Genomic DNA, 13,980 nt, shown 5'->3' with positions numbered 1-13,980 from the left:
GACGCTTTTACTTGTGAGATAACCTGCGGCGAAACATCCCGCTGTCGACACAAAGCCGGTCTCTGGTCCGGTCGCCGCCTCGCAGACGGCACCTACCACGTACCCTGCCGCGAGGCTCGCAGACGAGCGAGCAGCCGCTGTGACATTGCCTGAGAACAGGTCCTGCCCAATACTCCAGAACTCTGCGGCGTTCTCGGCCCATCCGACGAACTTGTCGAGGTCGCCCAGGGAGAAGGTGCCTGCCGGATCCGACCGGTTGACGGGGTCGCCTTGGGCGTACAGGTAGACGTTCTTCTCTTTCCTACTGGGGTCGGGTTGGGTGAAGCGGCCGAGCTGGGGGTCGTAGTAGCGGGCGCCCATCTTGTACAGTCCGGCCGGGTCAAGGTAGGCACTGGTGTAGCGGAAGGGCTGCAGGGTGCCGGTGTTGGCGCGCGGCTCACCGTAGGGTCCGTAGGTGTAGGTGGCGGTGCGCTTACCGGTGGTGTCGACCAGACCGATGACGGAGTTCTGGGCGTCGGTGAGGTAGTACTGGGTGCTTCCCCCGCTCCTCATGCCCACCAATGTGCCCGAGGGTTCGCGGACAAAACCGGTCGCGGTACCGGTGGCGGTCTGTCCGGTGATGCCGACGGCGGCGTTGGTGAAGGTGGTGCTGTCGCGGGTCAGACGCTGGGTGTTGTCGACCCCAGCGTAGGTCTGGTTGATGGCGACGCCGGACCGAGTGTAGGCGGCGAGTTGAGTGAACGGTGTCCATTCTTCGTTGGTGCGAGCTCCGGTGGCGCTTGCGGCGGAGGTTTCGTTGCCAGCGCCGTCGTAGCTGAAGGCGGAGTTGGAGTCGTAGGCAGTCAGCTCGCCGGCGTCGTTGTAGCTGTAGGTGTGCTGCGCGCTGTCGCAGGCTGGGAGGCTGGTGCCGGTGGAGCTTTGTGTGCGGTTGCCGGCCTTGTCGTAGCAGTAGGCCCAGCCTGCCGTGGTGGAGCCGTCCTTGGTTTCGACGGCCTTGGTGAGGCGGCCGAGTGTGTCGTAGGTGTAGGCGGTGGTCGCGCCGTCCACGGTGCGCTTGCGGATCTTGTCCGTGTCCTTGTTGTCGCCGTTGCTGTAGTCATAGGAGATTGACGACAGCGTGGCCGAGCCGGACTTGACCTCGATCTTGGTCGGGCGGCTGGAGTCGTCCGGGGTGACGGTCTGGGTGGTACCGCCAGCAAAGGTCGTCTTGGTGCGCTTGCCGTTCTTGTTGTACTCGAACGACGTCTTGGCGCCGCCAGGTTCGGTGACGGAGGTGAGTTCGTTGGCGTCGTCGTAGCCGTAGGTCACGGTGCCGCCGGTATCCGTAGCGCTGTCGACGTTGCCGGACGGGTCGTAGGTGATCTGTGTGGTGCCGGTGCCGGGCAGGGTCCGGGTACGTTCGCGGTTCTGCTCGTCGTAGGTGAACGCCGACGTTCCGGCCGGAGTAGTGCGGGTCTTGAGATTGCCGTCGGCGTCGTAAGTGAAGGTCGCGGTGATGTTGCCAGCGGTCTGGGTCTTGATGCGGTCGCGGTTGTCGTAGGTATAGGTGGTGGTGATGCCGCGGCCGTCGGTGACGGTCTTCTGCCGTCCGAGTTCGTCGTAGGTGTAGGTGATGGGCTTGAGCGGGCTGGGCGGTGTCACCTTGGTCAGGTTGCCTTGGGAGTCGTAGGTGTAGCTGGTCTTCTTCTCGCGCGGGTCGGTGGCGGTGCAGCGCTGGCCGGGCTGGCCGCCGCAGTCCATCGTCCCGGACTTGGGGTTGTAGGTGTAGCTCCACTTCGCGGCGGTGCCGCCTGTGGTGGAGTCGGTGAAGGTGAGCAGGTTGCCCGAGTCGTCGTAACCGTTGGTGGTCTTCTCCTCCGAGGCGGAGGTGGTCGTCTCGGGGAAGTAACCGCTGCCCTTCTTCACCCACGTCGCCGTGGCCTGGGCACCGGTGGGGATGGTGACGCCGGACGGGTTGAAGGCGTTGTCGTAGTCGAACTTGGTGAGGTTGCCTTCTTCCGGTGTGGCGCCCATGGAGTCGGTGGCGGTGACGACGTCGTTGTCCGGTCCCCAGGACTTGGAGCGGGTGTGCCCGAGGGGGTCTTCGGTCTGCTTGGCGCGCCAGTAGCCGTCGACGGTCTTGAAGGTGTTCTTGCCGCGCGGGTCGGTGATGCGGACGGTGCCTTCGGTGTCGGTCTGGTCCTGGCCTAGCAGCCAGCGGAAGGCGGTGGTGTTGCCAGCGCCGGTGGCGTTGTCCACCACGCGGGTGAGGGAGGCGACCTTGGTGCTGTCCCAGGTGAAGGTGGTCTGCCGTCCCTCGGGCGTGGTGATCTTCGACAATCGGTCGGAGGTGTCGTAGTCGAAGAGGGTGGTCTTGTTATCGGTGTCGGTGAAAGTGTGGATGAGATCACCGGTGTAGGTGTAACCGACCGAGCGGCCAGCGTTGTCCGTGACTTGCGTGATGTGGCTGCCGTCGTTGCTGAGCGTCAGTGTCCGGCCCGACGCGGCGGTGATCTTGGCGGGGAAGGCGCCGGAGTAGGTGATGGTGGTGGCATTGCCGTTCTTGTCCTCCACCTTGGACACGCGTGCGTCTCCTGTGGTACCTGAGCGGGTGAAGGTCGTCTTCTCACCCGTACGGCGGCTGGTGAGGGTGAAGGACTTCTTGTCGTCCGCCTCGCTCAGGTCCTGCTTGTAGCCCTTGGCCGGGGTGAAACCGGAGCCGTTGCGGGCGAAGACCGCCATCGTGCCGGTGGGACCCTCCACGACGACCGCCTCCGGGCTGGCCTCGACGACGCGGTAGTCGGCGCCGCCGGTGGTGTTCCAGCCCGTCTTGTTCAGGCTGTTGAAGGTATTGCCCCACGACAGGCCGGGGCCGGCGTCGGCGATGTCGAAGCCCTGCACGGTGACCAACAGGTTGCCATTGCCGTAGTTGACCTGCGCGCTGACGCTGTCGGACAACTGGGCGGTGTAGAACTCCGACCAGGGCACCTGCCCGACGCCGACGGGAACGACACCGGTGCCAGCGGCAGCCGACTTCAGTAACGGGCCGCGCGTGTCAGCCGCCTTCACCGGCGTGCTGGGCGGGGGCTTCGTCACTCCCAGGGGTGTCTTGGCCGTTATGGCAGTAGTCGCGGCCAGGGGCTCCGTGCGCGGCTGGGCGCCGGCCGGGAGTATCGCTGTGATCGTCGCGGTCGCGGTTGCGGCAGCCACGATCGAAAGCGGCAGCCATCGTCTACGCCGCGCTAACGCGGGCATGCGAACATGCACGAGGATCTCTCCAATGCTCGAGACAGCGGATGGAAGCAGGTCCGAATCAGGGGTGGCGCCCGGGCAAGGGGTGCCACCCCGTCCTGCATCGGGAATCAGCCGTGCCCGGCGGCGTGCGCTCGCCGCGCCGGCGGTGGTACGGACCGTGCTAGGCGCAACGCTTTTCGGTGCGGACCTCGTAGCCCGGCTCGTTGGTGATGTTGACCAGGCCGTAACCGGAGGTGCACTCGGTCACGGTGTTGGCAGGGTTGCCCCAGAATTCCTGGCCGTGTGTGTCCAGTACCGTGCGCTTGCCGACCAGGGAGTTGCGGTCGTAGGACCACACCCCGACCGTCAGGTCGAAGTTGATGTTCTGCGACAGGAAGCTGTTCCACACCCAGACGTAGCCGTAATTTTCCTTGCAGCTGGGCGAGTAGAACTGCTTCACCGAGGCGATCTTGTCCGTTCCCCGGTAGATGTAGGAGGTCGTGCCGATCTGATAGGCGTCCGAGCACACCCCGACCGCCTGCGCCACCGCGCTGGAAGGGTTGCCCTCCTCGGTGCCCGCCGTACCAGCGGCGGGAACCGGAGTACCCGTCGAGGGCGTCGGCCCCGTCCCCGCCATAGCCACACCGGTGCCCAGCAGCGATAAAGCAGCTGTGGCCACCGTCGCCGCGAGCGTCATACGCGCACGTCTCACGTGCATCCCCCTCTGCGAAGCGCAGCCCCCAGGGAACCGACACGAGCAACCCAGGCGGCCCACGCGGAACGGAAAGCGCACCAACTGATGCGCTTTCACATCCTCACCAGACCACACCCCGGAACGGCGCCTTCCACAGAGAAAACACGCAGCGCCACGTCCGCAACAGTGCGTAATTTGATGGCCCCTCACACATGACTCTTCGCTTTCCAAGCCAACAGGGCCCCTCATCACCACAGACCCAAGACGGAGATCCTGCTTTGTCTGGCATTCGACAGCCAGCTGTCATCATGTGACAACGTCGACAGGCATGCTCCGGCCGTCCGCGGGCACCAGAAAAGGCTTGCCACTGCTCAACAGCCTGCGCTGGCTTCCTGCGGCCAGCCCTCATCGGCCCGGCAACAGTGACCAGAGCCTCCGCCGGGAGCGCCCTCGCTCAGCCGCGTTCCTTTCAATGCCCCAGCGCACCCGCTCGGCCTGTCCAACGCGTCAGCTCGGCGGGAGACCCGCAGGGAGGTGCCCGGCAAGGCCCACCTGTCGCTCAGTAACGTCCAGCACACGCAGGTCCGGGTAGCGCTCCGCACCCGCTGACCAATGTCGGCACGCACACGCTCACCGCGTCCACGCTCGCCAGCATGTCTGCATCCGGTGCGCAGAGCAGCCGGTATGAGCTGGAGCAGCTTGTGAAGAAGGCCGTCTGACACGCTCAATCCGTCGGCCGAATAGCCGGTGTGGACCTCTACCGGTCGTCAGCCCGGTGGCCAGCACCTAGCCCGCCTCCTCGTCAAAGAGGCTGACGCGAGCGCCGGGCCTGCTCCTGTACTCGCCGACACAGCGGCGGAACTTGTCCTGCGCCACCTCCTCGCGGTGCCACCAGCCGTGCTGCACCGGTCGGCCGCCGGACTCGAGCAGCAGGTGGTAGCGGCCGGCGCCGGTCATGCGAGACGGATCCCTCGCGACCGGCCCGGCTCGCGGACGATCGCCCGCTTCGCCTCCAGCTCGCCCAGTTGGTAGTGCACGGATGCCCTGCTGCGCATGCCAACAGCCGCGCCGATCTGCTGCATCGTCGGCGCTTGGCCGTGTTAGTCGACGCGGTACGTACTTCGATTAGAGCGCTTGTTTGAATTTGAAAGCAAACGAAAGACACGACAGTCAGGGAGGAGCGGGTGGGTGGTGAGCAGCCGCTCTCGCGTCTGGACGCGTTGCGCTTCGCCCGGCGTGTCATCGAGCAGCAGGCCGTCCGGCAGCTTGGGCTCATCGACCGCTGGATCGCCGAGGAGGAGCGGCGGGAGGCGGAGCGGCGCCAGGGTGCGGAGATGCGGCCGGCCCCTGCGGACTGGCTGATTCAGTACGGCCTCAACCGGGGGCAACGTCGACGCCGTCCACGTAGGCGGCTGCTGGGCCGCGAAGAAGAGCGGCCGCTGCCGGCCAGCCACGGGCAAGCAGGCCCTCGACGCTCTCCGGAACGGGGTGCCGCCTGTGTGCACTGTCGGCCGGACACGGCCTTCGGCATCGGAGACTGAAACACACAGCCCCGGCCAGCGCGCCGGTCGGGGCTGGCTCACGCGCGGGTGTGCTCGTGGACGACGGTCGTCTGCGCGGCGAAAGGCTTCGCGGGGCGAGGGTGGCAGCCTGCGCGGCCACGCGTACGCCAGCCAGTCGGGGCGTACAGCGCACGGTCGCCGCTGACCGAGGATCCGCCGACACCCAGCCGCCTGGTCCAGGAACACCTGCCAGTGCCGGGGTGCAGACGCCGCCCACACGTCAGTCTCAGCTGCTCCGTGCAGGGCCGATCCCCGTAGCCGCCCGGCTGGATAGGGAGCGCAAGGCCGGCGCTCACGGTCGAGAGGGTGGCTGGCCTGGGCCGAGACCACGCTGTGCGTGCCGTGTCAGAACTGGCCCATATCGCACGCCCATTCGTCTCAGAGCTGTCTGTTCCGGCACTTTACCCCGTGATGTGATCATCACCGCAAGTGATCGACCTGCTACAGAAGTCACTTCTTGAACGATCACCACGGGGAGAGATACGTGCGGTTCAGACACAGAAAGACGCTCTCGGTCGGAGCGGTCATGCTGGGTTTGCTGGGCGCCTCCTTGACCACCGCACAAGCGTCCGCGAAGACCTCGACGGACGCGCCGGCGCCGCTGGTCCTCACGTCGAAGCAGACTGCTGCCGAGGCGAAAGCTGCCTGTGATGCGCGGCTGAAGGCAGCGCGCGACGCCGGGAGCAGCAAGCCGGTCGCCTGCGTCACGGGGGCGACAAAGATCACCGCTGCCGACCGGGCAGCCATAAGCCCGTGGCCCACGCCAAACTGGTGCGAGGACCACATCGACAGCACCTGGTACGTCACCCGGTTCAAGGCCTGCGGCGTGTTCCCCGCCGACGTCACCGTGCATGACGCCCGCACCGGCCGGGTCACCGGCAAGATGCACTACCTGGCCGTCGGCTACTCATACAGCGAGCGGGACATCAAGGCATGGGCCTACCAGGTCGAGCTCGTTCAGGTGAGCGCCTCCGGTGACGCCGTTGGCAGCAGCGCGAAGGGCAAGGGCACGTGCTCGGGGAAGTGCAAGGTCACTGAGAGCAAGTTCCCGTCCCAGGCGATGGGCGGGGACAAGGAGGCCGTCGGACAGTTCTTCTTCGACACCACCATCAAAGCCAGCCCCAAGGGCGACAAGGGGACGGGACAGGGAACGGCGCACTGGAGCTTCAACAACTCCAGGTGGTCCGGGCCGACCAACGACATCACCCTGAGCCAGCCGCCCGTGCGCTGCGACAACGCCCTGCCGGGCACCTCCAAGATCGGCTGCGTCATGCCGTACATTCCGGAGATGGTGTACTCCAAGACAGGGGAGTACCCGGAGCTCGCCAAGCACATCGAGTACGCCCAGAACACCAAGCATCTGCCGGGCAAGCACGGCACGACGAAATACCTGACACGCCTCACCAACAAGGACAAGATCCGGCAGAACCGGAACAAGGCGTGCCCGTCAAGCCGTCCCCGTCCCGCGGGCAAGCAGTGCGATGAGTACCCGTTCGCCTCCACCTGGCAGGGTGCTTCCACCGGAGGCGGCCAGTTCAGCTGGCGCATGATCAACGCCAAGCAGAACGAAGAGGGCGGCAAGGCCCTTGGCCGCTTCTACCTCTACAACCGGATCCTGGAGAAGGATAGGTTCCTCGTCTGGATCAAGCCCTGACCACGTCTCCAATCACCAGGAACACTCCATGACCGACCAGGCCAAGCAAGGGCGCCAGCTTGTGCCCGTGCAGTACCACCAGTTCCAGATCAGCGACGAGGACGGCCCCGCCGGCCCCGATCTGCCTCGCGAGCACAACGGCCTGATCGAGGTACAAGACGGCATCGCCACCATCCACACCGGCATCCACACCGGAGACGTCGACGTCACCGTCACCTGCCACACCCAGGCCCCGCAGCCCGGGGACGAAGTGTGGGAGGAGATCGTCGAGGTGTCCCTGCACTCGGTGTCGGGAGAACTGATGGTGCGAGGACTGATGGACGACCTGGACGAGGAACTGCCGGTGCTCTCCTTCGCCGGCCCCGGCGACTACCGGCTGCGCATCCATGCCCGAGGCCGGGACACCGCCATCGACCTCGCCCCGGACGAGGTCACCGAGTGGTACCTCATCCAGGTATGGCCGGCACCAGCACAGGACGTGGCCGTACTCCGCCGGACCGACACCTACGGAGCCTCCGTCCGATCGCGCTGAGGACGTCGCTCTCGCCCTGCCTCGGCGACCGGCGAACCTTCTCGACAGCTGTGCAAGCACGTCATCTTCCGACGGTCGGCCATTCCAGCGGGGTGCCGTAGCCGACCAGCTACGGCCGTGCAGCCGTTCGTACACGCCGGCCGGACACGGACCCCGGCATCGGAGACTGAAGCAAAGCCCCGGCCAGCGCGCTGGCCGGGGCTGGAACCCGCAAAAGGGTGTGATCGTGAAGGGCGGTCGCCTACGCGGCGAAAGGCAATACGAGGCTTCAGCCGAACGATCGTCCTCGCATGCGATAGATGAGGCCCGGGGACACTGTTCCCTTCACCATTACGCCCCGATCAACCACACCGGCCCGGCGAACATTCCCACGCGCCTACAAGATCTCGGGCTCTTTCCGGGCGCTGCACCACTCCCGTCGTCACCGCAAGGCAGCCCTACTCGGTCGGGTGAACACTCCACGAGGAGAGAACTGCGGGCGGCACCGGCGCGTGATGCCCGGTATGAAACCGGTGAGCGAAGTGCATGTGACGGAGCCGGGCCTGGCCGTCGTCGAGGTCGCGGCCTGTGATGACGAGACGGCATTCGCGGTCCAGGGGTGGCTCGCCGGACGGTGGGCGACCGCGACCGCGGACACCACCAGCCGGGCTCCCGGCGAGCCCGGTGTCCGGCTGCGCTGCTACCTGGACGTGCGCCAAGAGCTCGGCTCATAGCATTGCCGGACCGGGCGGTACGCGCGCAGGCGCGGCCAACAGTAGTCAGGCGGCGGTCTTCCTGCGGCGGCCACGGGAAGCGAGCGCGTCGACGAGCTCCTCGCGGCTCATCTTCGACCGTCTCGGTGCGGACCCGGGGTGTGCGTTCTCAGTCCGGGAGGGTGCGAGCCGCGATGGCCGAGGCGCTGATGGCCGCGGGGAAGCCCGCGTAGAACGCGATCTGTGTGATGAGCGCGCCCAGTTCGGCCCGTGTCACCCCGTTGTCGACGGCGCGCCGCAACTGCGCGGGCAGCTCTTCGGGGCGGTACAGCGCCACGACCGCGGCGACGGTGGCGATGCTGCGGTCCCGCGGGCTGAGAGCGGGGTCCGCCCACACTTCGCTGTACAGAGGGTCCTCCACCAACTCTGTCAGGGCCGGGGTGAAGGCGCGGGCCATCTCGCGCGGCGACAGCGGCGTGGAAGGTGTCTCGGACTGCGTGGTCATCACGAGCTCCGGGCGAGGGCGTGGCGCGCGATGCTCGCGGCGAACAGCGGGGTTTCCCGCCGGTTGTGGTCACCGGAGGCGGCCTGCCGTGCGGCAGCGGCCTCCTCGAAGGTGGTGCCGTTCTTCTCGATGAAGTCCATGAACTCCTGGGTGGGGTGGCTGGTGACCTGGTTGGTGTAGGTGACGGTGCCGTCGCCGTTGTCCTTGGCCGACAGGTCCCAGATCACCTGGACCGACGTCCAGCCGTGCGGGGTGAGCACATCGGATGTGGACACCATGTGGCAGTGGTGCTTCTCGGCGATTTCGGCGACGTAGTGCTGGATCACCAGTCCGGTGCCGATCATCTCCACGTTGATCGACATCGGCCGGCCGTCGTCGGTCGTGGTGTAACCCGCCGCCTTGTGGTCGGGCGGGGCGCAGCGCTGGTACTCCTTGTCCGGCAGGTTCAACAGCCAGTCGGCGATGTCGATGGCGTCCCAGGGCGCGTCGAGCGGCGCGTGCTCCGTCGAGGTGGACAGCACCAGATCGGTCAGGACCTTCTTCGGATCACTCATTGTTTGCTCCTTCAGTGAGGGCCGCGGCTGGAACCGGGCCGGCTTGTGCGGGGGAAGGCCGACCGGACACTGCCGGTTCGACCGCCCTCGGTCATCCCTCGGCCGCTTTGCGGGATGGGGGCAGGGTGGGGAGGTGGAGCGGGCCGGGCCGTCGCCGCGGGTCCCAGTACCGAGATCACCGGCGCGGCGGCGTCGGTTCGGTTCCTTCGGATGCCGCCACCCTAAAACCGGTGAATCGGTGGCGTTTGTCCGTCAGCGCACCGCCGATGTCCCAGCGATGCACTGCGTACGGTGCCTCCCGAGATGTGGGTCGTGAACCTGCTGGACAGGCGGATGTGCCGACGGTTGCACCCGACCTTGAGAACACTGTTGAACGCTTCGCTACGTTCTGGCTGCGAGCGTGGCACCGAGCGCGGCCAGGGCTGCGGCGACCAGGGTGGCAGGGCTCCAGCCGATGTGTGCGAACAGCGGCGCTCCTGCTGCGGAACCGACGGACCCCGCTGCGAAGTGGCCGTCGTGCAGAGGGTGTTGCAACGAGCGCACGCTTCGGGACGCTGCCTGAGGGCGTGCGTTTGATGGGCGACGTTGATCCATGCCGCGTGTCTGCTGCTGAGTCTGGTCCGGTCAGAGGTGGGCGCGGTCTTCGAACAACCCTGTCAAGGCGCTTCGACGCCTGTCTCGCATCCGCCATGCCTCTAGAATGAAGATAAATCATATTGAGGTCAAAGACCACTTTTCGATGCCAGTAATAAGTGAGGTGAATGATCGTGGAATTGAGAACCCTCCGGTTCTTCGTTGCCGTGGCCGAGGAGCAGAGCTTCACCCGCGCCGCCGACCGACTGTCCGTCGCACAGCCCGCCGTAAGTCACCAGATCCGCTCCCTGGAGAAGGAACTCGGGGAAGCGCTCTTCGAACGCAATCCACGCAGCGTCCGCCTGACCGAGGCCGGCCGGGTGCTGCTCCCCCTGGCCAGCCAGACCCTCGCCGATGCCGACAGAGTGACCGCGGAGTTCGCCTCCCGCACCGCGCTGGTCACCGGCACGCTCCTCCTGGGCACCGTGGACGGGGTCCAGCACACCCGTCTGCCCGCGCTCCTGGGAGCCTTCCACCGCCAGTACCCGGGCGTCACCGTACAGCTCGTCGAAGGGCGCAGCGCCGGGCTCATCTCGCGCGTCGAGAACGGCGAGCTGGACGCCGCCGTGGTGGCCCTGCCAGAGCACCCCCTGCCTCAGGGCATGCGCAGTGTGGTCATGCTCAATGACGAGATCGTGGCCGTCGTCCCGGCGGACTCCCCGCTGGCAGGTCGCACGAGCATCCCCATCGAGCTGCTCTCGGGAAAGACCCTGATCAGTTACGGCCAGGACAGCGGACTGCGGCCATGGCTGCAGTCCGCGTTCGATGCCGCCGGCATCGACTTCGCCACCCGGTACGCGACCAACGACGCGGCCCTCCACATCGCCCTGGTGGAGGCCGGTATCGGCGTCTCCCTGACGGTGGGCACCGACCGGGCTCTCGCCGGTAACCCCCGCGTCAGTGCCGTCCCGGTCAGCCCCTCCCTCACTTACCGCAAGGCACTGATCTGGCGGGGCACACCGCAGCCCACCCGACCCTTGCGGGCCCTCCTGGCCCTCGGTCCCGCAGCGCCATGACGCCCTACCCCATCAACACAGTCGGCGCTGACCCGGCCGCTACCTACGGCCGACCGCCGTATGGAAGTCACCAACTCAACCGGCGCACCCTGCTGACCATCAACGCCGCCGCCTGCTGCCACCACGACGGCGACACCGAGCAAGCGTGCCGCCGTACGGTCGACGCCCTGACAGCGCTGCCAGCGGACTGCCGCAGCGGCCTGGTCCACCGCCGCGCCCTGGACCTGTTCGAGGCGATCCCCGCCCAGCACCACCGCGAGCGCGCTGTACGGCAACTGCAAGACGTCCTCGCTGCCTGAGTCGGGGTGGCCGTGCCCCATCAAGTCTGCCGACGGAACAGGCGGCGAAACTTGCCCGGCTCCTGGCCGTGGTCGTCCTCCGGCTCCAGCGACGCGGAGGCCTGACGCCGGGCGGCTTCGGCAGCAGCTTCCTGCGCTGCCATGTCATCGGCATGGCAGCTCCCACATACGGCCAAGTCGCCAGCCTTCCAGGCCTCGCGCCCCCTGGTCGCCTCCCACCGTCCATCGGTGAACTTCGCCCCGCATCGCTTGCACACCGGCCGCCGAGCCTCCCGCTCAGCGGCACGGCGCCGCTTCTCCTCCGCGTCGGCGCGGGCGACCTGGTCGCGGTAGAGGTCCTCCCCGTCGAAGTTGTCGAGCGCGTCGGTCAAAGTCTGTTCGTCCGCGCGCCCCAGGCGCTGCCACACCGCCGCCCCTGCGCCGTGCTCCTGAAGCTGCTCCAGGGTGGTGAAGACGACAGGCACCGCCTGGCTGTGGTCCTTCGCCGTGATCGCCTGACGGTAGTAGGTGTCGTACCGGCGCGGCGCCCAGTAGCGGCGGCCGGCTTCCTCGAGGACCTGCACGGTGTTGTCGACCTTGGCCTTGGTGGTGTCGGCGAACACGAAGGCAAGGGGCACCAGGCCCTCCCGGCGAGTCGGTGGGTAGACCCGCCGCCACAGCCGCTGCTCGTGGGAGACATGCTCGATCGCATCCGGCCGGGAGCGGACCAGGCCCATGGTGTGCTTGTCCGCGTCCGGTGCTAGCAGCCGGCCCCACTCCCAGTACCGGCGCAGCTTGTGCACCAGGTCGTGGGCGTCCTCGGTACGGCGGTCGATCTCCAGCAGCATCACCGGCACCCCGGCCTCCCGCGCCCGCACCACCAGGTCCACCCGCTGCACGTACCCGTTGCCAAGCCGGTGCGGAACCTCGGTGGCGAAGCCAAGCCGGTGCCCGATCCCCACGCGGTGCAGTTCGGCGGCCGTCGAGGTGACCGCAGCGGCGTGGTCATCGTAACTTCCCGCGAGCAGCTCTCCGGTGACCGGGTCGTACTTCTCCTTGCGCAGCGCTGAGACCCGTATGTTCTTCGGCTCCAGCAGCTGCCTCGCTTCGCGGTGTCCTCGGTCGGTGAGCACCCATACCTGCCGCTGGTCGTCCTGAACCGATTCGATCCTCACCAGTCGGTGGTCCTCCAGATCCAGGAGGGTGTCCCGCGTGAGCTTGTCGTGCCGGTTGTCCGGACGGGTCAGCTTCCACAACTGATCGGGCGTAGCCCTCTGGAAGATCCCCAGCACTTGCAGCAGCTCCCTCCGCCGGGGCTCTGTCGAGTTCTTCCTGTGAACAGCACGCCTTTGGACATGAGGGTTGTCGGACCTGCGGCGGCCCCCTGTCCGCCGGACCTTACCTGCGAAAACGTCCATCCCGACGCGATGGGGCACGGAGGGGGTGATGGAGGGGCCTGCGGAGGGGGCCTCCCGGGTCTGGTCAGGGGTCTGCTCGGGCTCGTCTCCGGTGCTCGTCACAGGGTGCTCCTGGAAGGTGGGGCGGGCCTGTCCCGCCGTTCACCTCGTACAGGTGCGGTTTTCGGCTCCCGTGTGACACCGGTCTTGGAGAACCCCTCCACCGTGACCGCATCGTGATCAGTCCAGGAGGGAGGGTCCTCCCCCGTCAGCGGCCGGACTCGCTACCCAGGACCGCGATCCCAGCATCGGTTCCGCGCCACCGCGATCAGCGCGGTGGCGCGTTCGGCGGCCGGAAGGCGTTGGGGCAAGGAGAAGTGGGCCGGGTAGCAGACCTGGACAAGGAGTCACGCGCACACGGCCGCACCTGGACAAGTGGGTACCGGTACGCGCAAAAGTGCTGGGCATTGTGGGGTGGTGCGCACCGGGTGCGGGGCAGGGGAAGGGCGTCCGCGTCGCCTCGCGCGGAGCGGTGGAGCTCGGGCTGGCCCAGGCCCTGGCCTCCCGGCAGACGGTCGCCACGCGCCTGGTCGAGGAAGTCGACGCCGACGGCGAGGTAAGTGCACTCGTTCGCCAAGGAGCCCGGAACCGACGTGGAAGTGGCGCGCCGACCTGGGTCTGGCCGATACCCTCACGACGCTCGCGAACGCATCGGCGCCAGCGAGAAGGTCAGCGGCCCGGCCGCCGGGTTCTCCACACCGCTACGCCGACACCTACCTCGGCAAACGCGAACGGCGCACGCTGGTCGCCAACCCCCGACTCCAGGTCGACGAGGACGCGAAGGCGTTCCTGACCTGCCACACGGTCCAGCAGCCAGCCGTCACCGAAGTCGAGGACCAACGATGCCCCCCGGCGGCCGCCCCCGGCCCGCGCGACCGCGCGGCGCTGACCCAGCTCGTTGGCGATGCCCTCACCCACGCCCAGGGCCACGACAACACCGAAGACGCCGCGGAGATCGGAGCCATTACCGACGCCATGGTGCGCCTGCTGATCGGCGCCCCGCTGCACTCTGACGGCAAGCTGACCATCGTCTCCCTGGCCACCGAAGCCAGACTGCCCCGCAACAAGCTCGCCACCCATAAGCACACCGGTCTCAAAGACCTGTTCTAGGTTCTGGTCACAGCCCGCACTCCCGTCCCCGAAGCGCTGCCCGACTCGGCGTGGGCCCGTGCGGCCAAACAGTCGAGTTG

General features: G+C 67.3%; 14 protein-coding genes and 2 pseudogenes. 8 read left to right on the top strand and 8 right to left on the bottom strand.

The features are described from left to right. The 4 genes and pseudogenes from AB0947_RS35015 to AB0947_RS35000 form a co-directional block, all read right to left on the bottom strand. A partial coding sequence (locus tag AB0947_RS35015; protein ID WP_366754411.1) for an RHS repeat-associated core domain-containing protein occupies positions 1 to 3,048 on the bottom strand: 3,048 nt, incomplete at its 3' end. Positions 3,049 to 3,394: 346 nt separating this feature from the next. Further along, a complete protein-coding gene (locus AB0947_RS35010; RefSeq protein WP_366754410.1) occupies positions 3,395 to 3,925 on the bottom strand; it encodes a hypothetical protein in 531 nt (176 codons plus the stop codon). A 768-nt stretch (positions 3,926 to 4,693) separates the two neighbouring features. Continuing rightward, positions 4,694 to 4,864 (bottom strand): hypothetical protein, encoded by a 171-nt coding sequence (locus AB0947_RS35005; protein WP_366754408.1) that lies wholly within the window; start codon positions 4,862 to 4,864, stop codon positions 4,694 to 4,696. Next, positions 4,861 to 4,995 (bottom strand): annotated as a pseudogene (locus AB0947_RS35000) (hypothetical protein); the annotation flags it as partial. The gene AB0947_RS35005 and the pseudogene AB0947_RS35000, both read right to left, overlap by 4 nt. A gap of 96 nt (positions 4,996 to 5,091) precedes the next feature. Here AB0947_RS35000 and AB0947_RS34995 point away from each other — a divergent pair. From AB0947_RS34995 to AB0947_RS34975, 5 genes and pseudogenes are all read left to right on the top strand, one after another. Next, positions 5,092 to 5,448, top strand: a complete 357-nt coding sequence (locus tag AB0947_RS34995) for a hypothetical protein (RefSeq protein WP_366754407.1) — start codon at positions 5,092 to 5,094, stop codon at positions 5,446 to 5,448. After that, positions 5,345 to 5,614: pseudogene (locus AB0947_RS34990) on the top strand (hypothetical protein); the annotation flags it as partial. The gene AB0947_RS34995 and the pseudogene AB0947_RS34990, both read left to right, overlap by 104 nt. A 381-nt stretch (positions 5,615 to 5,995) precedes the next feature. Continuing rightward, the gene (locus AB0947_RS34985) at positions 5,996 to 7,123 is read left to right on the top strand and encodes a NucA/NucB deoxyribonuclease domain-containing protein (protein WP_366754406.1); all 1,128 of its coding nucleotides are present in this window, start codon (positions 5,996 to 5,998) and stop codon (positions 7,121 to 7,123) included. Between the two features lie 28 nt (positions 7,124 to 7,151). Beyond that, complete coding sequence (locus AB0947_RS34980; protein WP_366754405.1) at positions 7,152 to 7,655, top strand: hypothetical protein; 504 nt, start codon at positions 7,152 to 7,154, stop codon at positions 7,653 to 7,655. Between the two features lie 503 nt (positions 7,656 to 8,158). Then, positions 8,159 to 8,368 (top strand): DUF6207 family protein, encoded by a 210-nt coding sequence (locus AB0947_RS34975; protein WP_366754404.1) that lies wholly within the window; start codon positions 8,159 to 8,161, stop codon positions 8,366 to 8,368. 148 nt (positions 8,369 to 8,516) lie between these two features. On the opposite strand, the gene AB0947_RS34970 is transcribed toward AB0947_RS34975, so the two are convergent. Together AB0947_RS34970 and AB0947_RS34965 are read right to left on the bottom strand one after the other, a co-directional pair. Beyond that, the gene (locus AB0947_RS34970) at positions 8,517 to 8,852 is read right to left on the bottom strand and encodes a carboxymuconolactone decarboxylase family protein (protein ID WP_059266031.1); all 336 of its coding nucleotides are present in this window, start codon (positions 8,850 to 8,852) and stop codon (positions 8,517 to 8,519) included. Further along, a complete protein-coding gene (locus AB0947_RS34965) occupies positions 8,852 to 9,406 on the bottom strand; it encodes a hypothetical protein (RefSeq protein ID WP_366754403.1) in 555 nt (184 codons plus the stop codon). Before AB0947_RS34965 ends, AB0947_RS34970 begins: the two co-directional genes overlap by 1 nt. Before the next feature lie 767 nt (positions 9,407 to 10,173). On the opposite strand from AB0947_RS34965, the gene AB0947_RS34960 reads away from it, so the two are divergent. Then, positions 10,174 to 11,055, top strand: coding sequence for a LysR family transcriptional regulator (locus AB0947_RS34960; protein ID WP_366754402.1), 882 nt, complete (start codon positions 10,174 to 10,176; stop codon positions 11,053 to 11,055). Beyond that, on the top strand, positions 11,052 to 11,354 hold the full coding sequence (locus AB0947_RS34955; RefSeq protein ID WP_366754401.1) for a hypothetical protein: 303 nt from the start codon (positions 11,052 to 11,054) through the stop codon (positions 11,352 to 11,354). The genes AB0947_RS34960 and AB0947_RS34955 overlap by 4 nt, the downstream gene beginning before the upstream one ends. Positions 11,355 to 11,374: 20 nt before the next feature. Here AB0947_RS34955 and AB0947_RS34950 read toward each other — a convergent pair whose 3' ends face one another. After that, positions 11,375 to 12,853: a replication-relaxation family protein gene (locus AB0947_RS34950; RefSeq protein ID WP_366754399.1), complete on the bottom strand. Its 1,479-nt coding sequence runs from the start codon at positions 12,851 to 12,853 to the stop codon at positions 11,375 to 11,377. 606 nt (positions 12,854 to 13,459) lie between these two features. Continuing rightward, positions 13,460 to 13,720: a hypothetical protein gene (locus AB0947_RS34945; protein WP_366754398.1), complete on the bottom strand. Its 261-nt coding sequence runs from the start codon at positions 13,718 to 13,720 to the stop codon at positions 13,460 to 13,462. Between the two features lie 45 nt (positions 13,721 to 13,765). Here AB0947_RS34945 and AB0947_RS34940 point away from each other — a divergent pair, with 45 nt between their 5' ends. Further along, complete coding sequence (locus AB0947_RS34940; protein WP_366754397.1) at positions 13,766 to 13,900, top strand: hypothetical protein; 135 nt, start codon at positions 13,766 to 13,768, stop codon at positions 13,898 to 13,900. The last annotated feature ends 80 nt before the right edge of the window (positions 13,901 to 13,980 follow it).

Origin of the sequence: Streptomyces sp. NPDC047841, from assembly GCF_040704085.1 — a bacterium.
In the GTDB taxonomy this organism is placed as follows: domain Bacteria; phylum Actinomycetota; class Actinomycetes; order Streptomycetales; family Streptomycetaceae; genus Streptomyces; species Streptomyces argyrophylli.
The sequence above is the reverse complement of the archived record's forward strand: the minus strand, read 5'-3'. Positions and strand labels throughout refer to the sequence as shown.

Excerpts from the sequence above, each read along its gene's own strand:
- AB0947_RS35005 (WP_366754408.1), bottom strand. The coding sequence starts at position 4,864 with ATGACCGGCGCCGGCCGCTACCACCTGCTGCTCGAGTCCGGCGGCCGA.
- AB0947_RS34985 (WP_366754406.1), top strand. The coding sequence starts at position 5,996 with ATGCTGGGTTTGCTGGGCGCCTCCTTGACCACCGCACAAGCGTCCGCG.
- AB0947_RS34980 (WP_366754405.1), top strand. The coding sequence starts at position 7,152 with ATGACCGACCAGGCCAAGCAAGGGCGCCAGCTTGTGCCCGTGCAGTAC.
- AB0947_RS34975 (WP_366754404.1), top strand. The coding sequence starts at position 8,159 with ATGAAACCGGTGAGCGAAGTGCATGTGACGGAGCCGGGCCTGGCCGTC.
- AB0947_RS34970 (WP_059266031.1), bottom strand. The coding sequence starts at position 8,852 with ATGACCACGCAGTCCGAGACACCTTCCACGCCGCTGTCGCCGCGCGAG.
- AB0947_RS34965 (WP_366754403.1), bottom strand. The coding sequence starts at position 9,406 with ATGAGTGATCCGAAGAAGGTCCTGACCGATCTGGTGCTGTCCACCTCG.
- AB0947_RS34955 (WP_366754401.1), top strand. The coding sequence starts at position 11,052 with ATGACGCCCTACCCCATCAACACAGTCGGCGCTGACCCGGCCGCTACC.
- AB0947_RS34940 (WP_366754397.1), top strand. The coding sequence starts at position 13,766 with ATGGTGCGCCTGCTGATCGGCGCCCCGCTGCACTCTGACGGCAAGCTG.